This is a genomic window from Rhizobium sp. BIGb0125, assembly GCF_024810055.1.
Classification (GTDB): Bacteria; Pseudomonadota; Alphaproteobacteria; order Rhizobiales; family Rhizobiaceae; genus Agrobacterium.
The window spans coordinates 129,090-140,760 of record NZ_JANUDV010000011.1 but is presented as its reverse complement, the minus strand read 5'-3'; the positions used below and the strand labels follow the sequence as shown (position 1 = coordinate 140,760).

Genomic DNA, 11,671 nt, shown 5'->3' with positions numbered 1-11,671 from the left:
AGCCATAAAAGCCAATCTATCGTGATTTCTCTAGAACGAAGCAGTCCGTCGCCAGCAGCGCCGCCGCCCTCGTTCAGTGAGCGGACTTATAAATCCAACCCAACAAACAAGTCAACAGCCCTTTTTCATATTTATAATAAAATCAGACAAACTACTGTTTTTATTAGATAAATGATGACGTTTACAGATTTTAACCGATTTTGGCGGCTCAAAAGCATATGCTGGCCCTACCGTTTGAAAAATGCCATAGGAATTGCCAGCACTATTCGACTGAGGCCACTGACAGGCCCGCTTGATACAAGGATTGGAGCAGCCGTGCGCATACTAGAAGAAGCCGTTATTCGCGAACTTCCCAATTACTATCGCGGAAAGGTACGCGAGAATTACGACTTGCCTGACGGTTCGCGCATCATCATCTCGACAGACCGGATCAGCGCCTTTGACCGCATCCTGACCTGCATTCCTTATAAGGGACAAGTGCTGACCCAAACCGCACGTTACTGGTTTGAGCAAACCGCAGACATATGCCCGAACCACGTTATCAGCTATCCGGACCCGAATGTGGTGATCGGTAAACGTCTCGATATTCTTCCTGTTGAGATCGTTGTCAGAGGATATCTGGCTGGCACAACAGGCACCTCCATCCTTACTCTCTATAAGAAGGGCGAGCGCCAGATGTATGGCATCACTCTGCCGGATGGCCTTCGCGACAACCAGAAACTGCCGGAACCGATCATTACCCCGACCAGCAAGGCCTTTGACGGCGGACACGATGAACCCCTGACACCCGACGAAATCGTTGAGAAGAAGCTGCTCACCAGTGAGCAATGGCAGACTCTGTCAAAATATGCGCTGGCGCTGTTCAAGCGCGGCCAGGAGATCGCCGCCAAACATGGCCTGATCCTGGTCGACACCAAATATGAGTTTGGCACGGACGCCGAAGGCAACATCATTCTTGCCGATGAAATTCACACGCCTGACAGCAGCCGCTACTGGATTACAGAATCCTATGGCGCAAGCTTCGAAAGAAGCACACGGCCGGCGAGCTTTGACAAGGACTTTGTCAGAGCATGGGTGGTTGAACGTTGCGATCCCTATAAGGATGACATTCCGGAGATTCCGGAAAAGCTCGTCATGGACACATCGGATGTGTATATAAGAGCATATGAGCAAATAACGGGGAAAACATTCGTTCCTGATAATAGCGAAAACACACCATTGGAGCGTGTTCGCAAGAATTTGGAGCCCTATTTTACCGGAGCCTGATTGTGGTAAACTCATCTGCATCCATAAAAACCGTCAGCAATACAGCAAAAACCGCGCTTCCCCGGAAGCGGCTGCGGCGGCCTGCAGAAGAAACCCGCAGCGAAATTCTGGCCACGGCCGAGAAGCTGTTCAGCATGCGCGGCTTCTCGACTGTGACGATTGCCGACATTGCCGCGGCAATGTCGATGTCGCCAGCCAATGTATTCAAGCATTTTCACTCCAAGGTCGCGCTGGTTGACGCCATCGTCCTCAGACAGATCACCTCTTTGCAAAATGATCTGGATGCCATGGACACCACCCTGCCGCCCTATGAGCGACTGCACCAGATGGCGCTGTCACTGATGCGCAAACATGTCGTGACGCTCGAAGAAACACCTTATGTGTTTGAGATGCTGGTTTTGATGGCCAAACAGGAACTGGATTGCGGCGAGCAGTATCTGCAGGTGCTCAATGCGCATGTCAGCAAAATCATCGCAGCCGGCATCAAGCTTGGAATTTACCAGACAGACGATCTCGACGGAACTGCCGATACCATCAATCACGCCCTCGTCAGCGTTATCCATCCTGTGCTCATCGCAGGTGAGAACCCGGATATTTTAGCCACACGCTGCACGAAACTCGTCAATATGATGGATGCTGCGCTGCGAAATACACTTGCAAAGTGACGCTTTTAATTTTACGTCACTTGATAACAACTGACGAAATTCAATCATCCGGCTCATTGTATCCAATAAGCCGGATGTTTTTGGTTCATTATTGATAATTGCTTGAAATCAGCTCCGGCTTGCGGATCATCAGAAAAAGCTCTCTTTATCCGCAGAGCTGGCTCTTATGTGGGAAACACGAATGACAAGACGTATCCTTCCGGTTCTTGCCGCCCTGTGCGTGGCTGGCGTGGTTGCAGGCTGCAGCGATGAAAAGCAGACTGCACAGGCGCAAGCGCCAGAACGTCCGCCTGCTCCTGTCAGCGTTGTCATCATGAAAGAATCCGAGCAGCCGTTGACGACGGTACTGCCCGGCCGTGCCAGCGCCTTCCAGACTGCGGAAATCCGCCCACGCGTCACCGGCATCATTCGCGAGATCACCTTCAAGGAAGGTAGCGAAGTGCAGCAGGGAGACCTGCTCTACCAAATCGAAGACGACACCTATGTCGCCGAAGTTGCGCAGGCCCGCGCCAGCCTTGCAAAGGCTGAAGCCAGTGTTCCAAGCGCTCAGGCAAACCTGGCCCGCTATGAGCGTCTGGTCAACAGCGGTGCAACGCAGATTGAATATGAAAATGCTAAGGTGACATTGCTTCAGGCCGAAGCAGATGTTGCACAGGCCAAGGCGGCGCTTCAGGCGGCTGATATCAATCTCAACCTGACGAAAATCCGCGCACCGTTCAACGGCATCACCACATCGACGAGCTTCAGCATTGGTAACGTTGTCACTGCTAACCAGTCCGCGGCGCTGACCACACTGCGCCGTATCGATCCGATCTACATTGACCTGATTGAATCCAGTGCCAATCTGCTACGTCTTCGCACGGCAGTTGCCGCAGGCTCAAAGGGTCCGAACAATGCCGAGGCCGACCTCCACCTGACCCTGGAAAACGGTACGAAATATCCTCATGCCGGTAAGGTCGACATGTCGGATATGGCGGTGAGCGAAACCACCGGCACTTATTACATCCGCGCCCAGTTCGACAATCCGGATGACCTCATTCTGCCGGGCATGTACGTTCGCGCCACGCTGACGATCGGCAAGGAAAAAGGCTTCCTTATTCCGCAGCGTGCTGCCGACAGAAACCCGAGCGGCGAACTGACTGCAAAATTTGTCAGCGAAAAGGGTACCGTTGAAACGCGCACATTTGCTGAAAGCAGCCAGTCAGGCAATTCCTGGCTTGTAACCACAGGCGTCAAAGACGGTGACAAGCTGATTGTGGATGGTTTCCAGTGGATTGGCGACGGCGCACCGATTGCACCTGTTGAAGTAACAATTGACGACAAGGGACTGGTGGTAACCCAGCCAGCGGCTCCAGCAGCCGCTCCCGCAAACTAATAATCGCGACAATCGCCCGACGACCGTAACAACGAAGGCGCAGAAACACATATGGCCCACTTCTTCATCCGGCGCCCAATCTTTGCTTGGGTGATAGCGATTGTGATTATGCTTGGCGGCTTGCTGGCCATCAACACACTCTCTATCTCGCAATATCCAGATATCGCACCGACAACGGTTCGCATCAGCGCCAGCTACAATGGCGCGAGCGCGGAAACAGTACAGAAATCGGTGACGACCGTTATCGAAGACGGCATGACCGGCCTCGATGACCTCACTTACATGACGTCCTCATCTTCAACTGGTAGCTCGTCCGTTACGCTGACCTTTGGTAACAGCATCATGCCGGATATTGCTCAGGTTCAGGTGCAAAACAAGCTGCAGCTTGTCCAGACCCAGCTGCCGGATGTTGTACAGCAGGCCGGCATTGAAGTCAGCCGCTCTACGTCGAGCATCCTGATGGTCGGTGCGCTGATTTCGACCGATGGCAAACGTACATCGGTGGATTTGGGTGACATTTTCTCAACCCGCATCGAAGACCAGATCAAGCGTCTTGAAGGTGTTGGTAGCATCAACATCTTCGGTTCCGGTTACGCCATGCGCGTCTGGCTCGATCCGTTCAAGCTCAACAAATATCAGTTGACGACCAGCGATGTCACTACGGCTATTCAGAGCCAGAACACTCAGGTTTCCGTTGGTCAGCTTGGTGCACTGCCAGCCGTACAGGGTCAACAGCTGAACCTTACGATTACCGCGCAGAGCCAGCTGACAACCGTCGCGGACTTTGAATCGGTTATCCTCAAAGTCGAAAAGGACGGTGCAACCGTCCGCTTGAGCGATGTTGCCCGCATTGAAATTGGGGAAGAAAGCTACGGCGGCGATTCCCGCTCGAACGGCCGTCCATCCTCCGGTTTCGCAGTAAACCTTGCAACCGGTGCCAATGCTCTCGATACCGCCGCCCGAGTAAAGGCAGCGCTTGAGGTCGCCTCGGAGGGCCTACCTGAAGGTGTTGTCATTGAATACCCGTATGACACCACGCCATTCGTTCAACTTTCCATCGAGAAGGTTGTTCACACACTCATCGAAGCGATCATTCTCGTCTTCGTGGTTCTGTTGATCTTCCTGCAGAATTTGAGAGCAACGATCATACCGATGATCGCGGTTCCCGTGGTTCTGCTGGGCACATTCGGCATTCTTGCGCTGGCGGGATATTCCATCAATACGCTGACGATGTTCGCGATGGTGCTTGCCATCGGCCTTCTGGTGGATGATGCGATCGTGGTGGTGGAAAACGTCGAACGTATCATGTCCGATGAGGGGCTTCCGCCTCTCGAGGCGACCGAAAAGTCGATGGGTGAAATTACCGGCGCGATCATTGGTATCGCCCTGGTTCTGACGGCCGTGTTCATTCCGATGGCCTTCTTCGGCGGCTCCACCGGCATTATCTATCGCCAGTTCTCGATCACCATTGTGTCGGCCATGCTTTTGTCTGCCGTCGTTGCAATCGTTCTGACACCAGCACTTTGCGCTACGATCCTGAAGCCTGTAGACCACCACAAAAAACAGCGTGGTCCCGGTGCATGGTTCAATCGAGGCTTTGGCAAAACAACTGATGGCTATGTTTCGAGCATCGGTTACCTGCTAAAGCGCCCTCTTCGCGTCATGGTGATGTTTGCCATCGTCATCGGTGGTTGCGCCTGGTTCTTCACCAAGTTGCCAAGTTCGTTCCTTCCTCAGGAAGACCAAGGCGTTCTGCTGACAATCGTTCAGCTGCCAACAGGGTCGACGATCGAGCGGACCAACGCGGTGGTAAAACAGGTTGAAACATATTTCCGCGAAAACGAAGCAGACAATGTCGATTCTGTATTCGGCGTTCTTGGTTTCAGCTTCACCGGTTCCGGCCAGAACAACGCGATAGTTTTCACCAAGCTGAAGGACTTCTCGCTTCGCAGCAAACCTGAACAGCACGCTGGAGCGATTGTTCAACGAGCCATGGGAACCTTCTTCACATACCGTGATGCTCAGGTCTTCCCGCTGCTTCCGCCTGCTATTCAGGGCATGGGTACGTCGAGCGGTTTCTCAATGTATCTGGTCGACAGTGGTCGTAACGGTAATGACGCCTTGACAGCTGCATCGAAGGAACTGATCCAGATGACCGGGTCCAACCCGAACATCAGCTCGTTGCGCAGCAACAGCCGCGATAACGAATCGCAGATGAAGATCAACCTTGATCAGGAAAAGATGGGCGCCATGGGTGTCGATCTTGCCTCGGTCAACCTGATGCTCTCAACCATCTTTGCCGGTCGTGACGTCAATGACTTCACGCTGAATGGTGAACTGAAACCGGTATATGTTCAGGGTGACGCACAATACCGTATGCAACCGGACGACTTGAAGTTCTGGTACGCCCGTAACAGCAGCGGTGAAATGGTGCCATTCTCGTCCTTCTCGGAAGTATCCTGGGTAAGCGGCGCTCCAACCCTTGCACGCTTCAACGGCACGGGGGCGATCTCGCTTGAAGGTACAGCCGGACCAGGCATTGCCTCGGGTGTTGCCATGGATGAGATGGAAAAACTGACGGCAAGCCTCAACGGTGGTTACACCGTAGCCTGGCAGGGCATCTCCTATCAGGAGCGTCTGTCCGGTTCGCAGGCTCCTGCCCTCTATGCTCTCTCGGTCCTCATCGTCTTCCTTTGCCTTGCTGCACTTTATGAAAGCTGGTCCATTCCGTTCTCGGTCATCATGGCCGTTCCGGTTGGCGTGCTGGGTGCTCTGGCGGCAGCGCACTTCTTCGGACAGTCCAACGATGTGTACTTCAAGGTTGGCCTGCTAACGACCATTGGTCTGGCGGCAAAGAACGCGATCCTGATCGTGGAATTTGCGAAGGAACGAATGGAGCATGGGTTAAGCTTGCTCGATGCCACATTGGAAGCAGCACGCTTGCGTCTGCGCCCGATTATCATGACGTCACTGGCGTTTATTCTTGGCGTGGTACCGCTTGCAATCGCAACGGGTGCTGGCTCTGCAGCTCAGAACGCCATCGGTATCGGCGTTCTCGGCGGCATGCTTGCAGCGACGGTTCTGGGCGTATTCTTCGTACCGTCCTTCTTCGTAATCATCAGAAAGATATCAAAACGGTCACACTGACAGAAAAAACATTGTGCCTGCACTTCTCTGATTGTTAAAAAATATACGAATCGTAGCAAACCTTATGCTACGATTCACCATAAATGCTGATCGGGGCCAGTATTCGGGGCAGCCGTGAGATCTCGAAACTTTTAGGGTATTATGATGCTATCCATTCGGACTTCCATTCCACTGGCCCTGCTGCTGCTTTCCGGCTGCGTTGTGGGACCAGACCACAAGGCACCAGAAATTCAATTGCCAACAAAATTTGCTGAGGGCGGCAAGACGAGCAATGGCGATGTTTCAACAGTTGCCTGGTGGAATGCTTTCAACGACAGCCGTCTTAATGGGTACGTCACCACCGGCTTGGCGCAGAACCTGACAGTGCTTCAGGCACTGGAGCGCATCAATCAGGCTGAAGCCAGCGTGGTTGTTGCCGGCGCGGGTGCACTGCCAAGCCTCACGACCCAGGGCCAGCACACAACCAGCGGCCGCAAGGGCAGCCTGCCAACGGCAGACAGCAGTGTCACCAATACATCGGCTGGATCGCTAAACGTGTCCTGGCTGCTGGATCTGTTTGGTCAGTATCGCCGTTCCAAGGAAGCCGCAAATGCAAACCTCGACGCGGCTTACGCAAGCGCCGATGTTGCAAAGCTTTCGCTGCTGTCTTCGCTCGTTTCGGCCTATATCGATGCGCGCTACTATCAGGAACGTCTGGCAATTGCCCGTCAGAACCTGACATCGCGTCGTGAAACACTCGACCTGACCAAGCTGCAGCTTGAAGCCGGTGCAGCTTCCCGTCTGGACGTTGTACAGTCCGAAGGTCTGGTAAACTCGACACTCGCAGAAATTCCGAACCTTGAAACCAACTTCCGTCGTGCAGCACACCGCGTTGCAACGCTGCTTGGCATGCCTGCATCGTCGCTGGTTGTGGAACTGCAGCGCGGCGCACGCCAGCCTGTTGCCCGCTCCATTCCAAAGACCGGCATTCCCGCGGACCTAATCCGCAACCGTCCTGACGTCCGTGCAGCAGAACGCACACTGGCAGCAGCGGTCGCTCAGATCGGCGTTGCCGAAGCGCAGCTGTACCCAAGCATCGAGCTTGGCGGCACGATCACACCAAGCTACTCGCGCATCAGCGGTGGCAGCCGTGGTTCATCCAACTCCTGGTCTTTCGGTCCGTCGCTCGTTCTGCCAATTCTTGACGGTGGCCGCCTGCGCGCCAACGTTGACATTGCCAACTCTTCCGCACGCGAACAGTACCTTGTCTGGAAACAGACGGTCCTTACCGCCGTTGAAGAAGTTGAAAACGCACTTGCAGCCATCAACCGTGACCAGCGCACGGCCAGTGCTCTGCGTGCAACGGTCAACTCTTACAACGAAGCGCTTTCGCTCTCGACAGCCAGCTACCGTGACGGCGCATCTTCGCTGCTCGACGTGCTGGACGCACAGCGTTCCGTTTCGACAGCCCAGGCAAGCCTTGCTCAGGCTGTACAGCAGACAGCGCAGGACTACGTCGCCCTCAGTGTTGCTATCGGTGGCGGTTACGCCATTGGCGCGACACCTGCCAAGCCAGCCATGTAAGCTGCCTGCCAGCGCATCCCAAAACAAAAGCCCGCAACACATGTTGCGGGCTTTTTTGTTAGCGAGACAATAAAAAACCTCCGGTTTTGGCCGGAGGTTTTTGCTGTCAACTCGGTTCGAGCTGATTAGTTCTTGGCACGCTCAACGTAGGAATTGTCTTCGGTTGCGATAACAACGCGAACACCAGCGTCAACATGCGGCGGTACCATTGTACGGATGCCGTTGGACAGGATAGCAGGCTTGTAGGACGAAGACGCTGTCTGGCCCTTAACGACTGGCTCGGTCTCAACGATCTCAAGCGTCACGTGGCGTGGCAGTTCGAGAGCCAGCGGGTTGCCTTCATAGATCGACAGAACGCAGGTCATGCCTTCCTGAAGATAGGCCTTCTGGTCACCCATGGTCTCGACGTCTACGACAACCTGGTCGTAGTTTTCAGGATTCATGAAGTGGAAGCCTTCGCCGTCTTCGTAAAGATACTGGAAGTTCAGGTCTTCAACGAATGCGCGCTCAACCTGCTCGGTCGTGCGCCAGCGCTCGGAAACCTTCACGCCATCAACGATGCGGCGCATATCCACCTGTGTAACAGGCGTGCCCTTGCCTGGGTGGAAGTTCTGGGCGGTGAGAACGACGTAAAGCTTGCCCTCGACTTCGAGAACATTGCCCTTACGGACAGATGAGGCGATAACCTTGACCATATGACTTCCTTGTAACTCAGTAAAATGCGTCGTAAAGGACAGCGCGGCTGCGCCTGCCGGTAGACGTTTAATCTGTTTTCCGGGCGCAAGTACCTTAAATTCACGCAAATAGCCAGCCTTCAACTGTATCGACCAAAAAGAAAGCCAGCCATGAACCCGTCAGCCAAGACATCTTCCCCATGGTGGACGCCGGATGTGCATGCCGACCGCAGGCCATTTCTTTTGGGGCGCAATGCGATACAGTCAAATCTCAGAGCCTATTTCGCCAAAAACGACTTCCTTGAGGTTGATACACCGTCACTGCAAGTGTCTCCGGGCAATGAGGCCCATTTGCATGCTTTTGCAACGCAGGGCATAACGACGGCCGGTGAACATTTTCCGCTTTACCTGCACACGTCTCCGGAATTTGCTTGCAAGAAGCTGCTGGCAGCCGGCGAACAACGCATTTCCTGTTTCGCACATGTCTATCGCAACAGGGAACGAGGCCCGTTGCACCATCCGGAATTCACCATGCTGGAATGGTACCGCGCCAACACCGGCTATGAAACGCTGATGACCGATTGCGCAGACATTCTTGCCCTTGCTGCCGAAACCACCAAGACCAAACATTTCACCTACAATGGTCGTAGTGTCGATCCATTTCTGGAGCCGGAAAGAATAAGTGTCGCTGAAGCGTTCGAGCGTTATGCGGGCGTCGACCTTCTGGCCAGCGTTGATAAAAATGGCGAGACAGATCGCGACCATCTGAAAGCCGCACTGACAAATGCCGGCATCCGCACATCATTTGACGACACCTGGGCAGACCTGTTCAGCCGCGTCATCGTCGAACGTATCGAACCGGAACTTGGTTATGGCCGCGTGACAATTCTCGATGAATATCCGTCGAGCGAGGCCGCACTTGCCCGCCGGACAGCGAAGGATGGCCGGGTCTCCGAACGTTTTGAGCTTTATGCCTGCGGTGTGGAACTGGCAAATGCCTTCGGAGAACTGACCGACAGCAAAGAACAGCGCATCCGTTTCGAGCAGGAAATGATTGAGAAACAACGTGTCTATGGCGAGACATATCCGCTGGATGAAGACCTTTTGGCAGCGCTGGAATTGATGCCAGCCGCCAGCGGCATCGCGCTTGGATTTGACCGTCTTGTCATGCTGGCAACCGGCGCTCCGCGTATCGATCTCGTCATGTGGGCACCAGTCGCGGAATACGGTAGATGACAACGATTACCCGCAGCCTCAAATCGGTAAAGGCCTTAAACGAGGCCGGGTTGATCGACGCACAGGTGTCTGATCGCCTGACGCCGGTTGGAGAGCGTTATGCGGTGGCCATCACTCCTGATATCGCAGCCCTGATACAGCAGGAAAATGGTGACGGACCGATAAGCCGTCAGTTCGTACCGGATCTGGCCGAACTGACCATCACCAATACTGAACGCGAAGATCCGATTGGTGATGAGGCGCACAGCCCAGTTCCGGGCATCGTGCATCGTTATCCTGACCGTGTGTTGTTGAAGGCCGTTCATATCTGCCCGGTCTACTGTCGCTTCTGTTTTCGCCGTGAAATGGTTGGGCCTGATGGCAACGGCACATTGAACCGCGAAGAGCTGGACACGGCCATCGCCTATATCAGGGACAACCCGACGATCTGGGAAGTCATCCTGACCGGTGGTGATCCCCTGGTGTTATCGCCTCGCCGGCTGAGCGAAATCATGTTGGCGCTGAAAGCAATCGACCATGTTAAAATCGTTCGTTTCCACACGCGCGTCCCTGTCGTCGAGCCGCAACGAATTGATGACGCTCTTGTCGATGCACTGAAAGCCAGTGGCAAGACCACCTATGTGGCACTACATGCCAATCACGCCGACGAACTGACCCCACACGCACGCGCGGTCTGTAACAGGTTGGTTGATGCGGGAATTGTCATGATCAGCCAGACCGTTCTGCTGAAGGGCATTAATGATGATGCAGCCATCCTGGCAGATTTGATGCGCGCTTTCGTCGAAACTCGAATCAAACCTTATTATCTGCATCACCCCGATCTTGCGCCCGGTACATCACATTTCCGACTGAGCATCGAGGAAGGTCAGAAAATAGTCGCGCAATTGCGTGGCAATATCTCCGGCCTCTGCCAGCCGACATATATTCTGGATATTCCTGGCGGCTACGGCAAAGCCCCAGTGGGCGAATCGGTGATCCGCCAGACGGGCGATGGCTGTTATTCGGTGTCCGACTTTACCGGACAGAGTCACAAATACCCTCCGGCATAATTTTTTTCGTACAATTGATTCCGATCACATTTCCCTGATCCAGCCGCGTGTATTTTTTCACAATCGCCGGAACCAATCGGTATGCCCGACGTTTCAACGCGGATGTTCACCAAAAGCAAATTTGTGCTGAGCGGGTGGAGGCCTGATGGAGACCGCACGAAAACAAAATTTCACAATTCCGCCCGAAATCTGTCATCATAAAGAAAAATATTCTGCGCATAATCATTTACGTTGATTTTGATTTAGAATTCGGCTACGAAGCAACTCGTTGGGGCTTAGACTCCGATTTTAGTGCAACACGCGAACAAAGGAGAGTGACATGTTTAAACTAACATTCAATGCCGCCACCCTTGGTCGTATTGTGCTTAAACACGAGCGCACAATTTCGTGCTCCTGCTTCTGTCGAATGTGACCTGAACACCGTTCAATTCATTTCAAAATTTATTCGACAAAGCCACAGCAATCGAGCTGTAGCGGGAGTAGGCATATGCAAAAGCAAGTTATAGAATTCGCCGGTGAACCAGTCGGCATCGTCATTCCGGATAATGATCGTTTCAAGTTCATCGCGGTGAAGTTCCACGTTCACGATCTCGATGAACAACGGTTCGATACGCCAGATGATGTGAAACTGGCCATTCGCAATCTCGTTCATAATCGCAATATCGCCGCTGTCGCGTGAAATCTCACGCAACACCG

At 53.7% G+C, this 11,671-nt stretch carries 9 protein-coding genes; 8 read left to right on the top strand and 1 reads right to left on the bottom strand.

The genetic code is table 11. The features are described 5' to 3' along the window. Window positions 1-315 precede the first annotated feature (315 nt). The 5 genes from M2418_RS24345 to M2418_RS24325 all read left to right on the top strand — a co-directional run bounded on the left by M2418_RS24345 (window position 316) and on the right by M2418_RS24325 (window position 8,016). Window positions 316-1,266, top strand: a complete 951-nt coding sequence (locus M2418_RS24345; RefSeq protein ID WP_259149616.1) for a phosphoribosylaminoimidazolesuccinocarboxamide synthase — start codon at window positions 316-318, stop codon at window positions 1,264-1,266. Between the two features lie 2 nt (window positions 1,267-1,268). Beyond that, complete coding sequence (locus M2418_RS24340) at window positions 1,269-1,931, top strand: TetR/AcrR family transcriptional regulator (protein ID WP_259149615.1); 663 nt, start codon at window positions 1,269-1,271, stop codon at window positions 1,929-1,931. A gap of 181 nt (window positions 1,932-2,112) precedes the next feature. Beyond that, a complete protein-coding gene (locus M2418_RS24335; RefSeq protein WP_259149614.1) occupies window positions 2,113-3,306 on the top strand; it encodes an efflux RND transporter periplasmic adaptor subunit in 1,194 nt (397 codons plus the stop codon). A 51-nt stretch (window positions 3,307-3,357) separates the two neighbouring features. Then, window positions 3,358-6,453, top strand: coding sequence for an efflux RND transporter permease subunit (locus M2418_RS24330; protein WP_259149613.1), 3,096 nt, complete (start codon window positions 3,358-3,360; stop codon window positions 6,451-6,453). A gap of 144 nt (window positions 6,454-6,597) precedes the next feature. Continuing rightward, a complete protein-coding gene (locus M2418_RS24325) occupies window positions 6,598-8,016 on the top strand; it encodes an efflux transporter outer membrane subunit (protein ID WP_250984339.1) in 1,419 nt (472 codons plus the stop codon). Between the two features lie 125 nt (window positions 8,017-8,141). Here M2418_RS24325 and efp read toward each other — a convergent pair whose 3' ends face one another. Further along, entirely contained in the window at window positions 8,142-8,711 is a 570-nt protein-coding gene (gene efp / locus M2418_RS24320) for an elongation factor P (RefSeq protein WP_192490341.1), read from the bottom strand. Window positions 8,712-8,861: 150 nt separating this feature from the next. Here efp and epmA point away from each other — a divergent pair, with 150 nt between their 5' ends. From epmA to M2418_RS24305, 3 genes are all read left to right on the top strand, one after another. Then, window positions 8,862-9,926 (top strand): EF-P lysine aminoacylase EpmA, encoded by a 1,065-nt coding sequence (epmA, locus tag M2418_RS24315; protein WP_259149612.1) that lies wholly within the window; start codon window positions 8,862-8,864, stop codon window positions 9,924-9,926. Further along, window positions 9,923-10,975 carry a lysine-2,3-aminomutase-like protein gene (locus M2418_RS24310; RefSeq protein WP_259149611.1) on the top strand — a complete coding sequence of 351 codons (1,053 nt, stop codon included), beginning with the start codon at window positions 9,923-9,925 and terminating at the stop codon, window positions 10,973-10,975. The genes epmA and M2418_RS24310 overlap by 4 nt, the downstream gene beginning before the upstream one ends. Before the next feature lie 487 nt (window positions 10,976-11,462). Further along, a complete protein-coding gene (locus M2418_RS24305) occupies window positions 11,463-11,654 on the top strand; it encodes a hypothetical protein (RefSeq protein ID WP_192490344.1) in 192 nt (63 codons plus the stop codon). The last annotated feature ends 17 nt before the right edge of the window (window positions 11,655-11,671 follow it).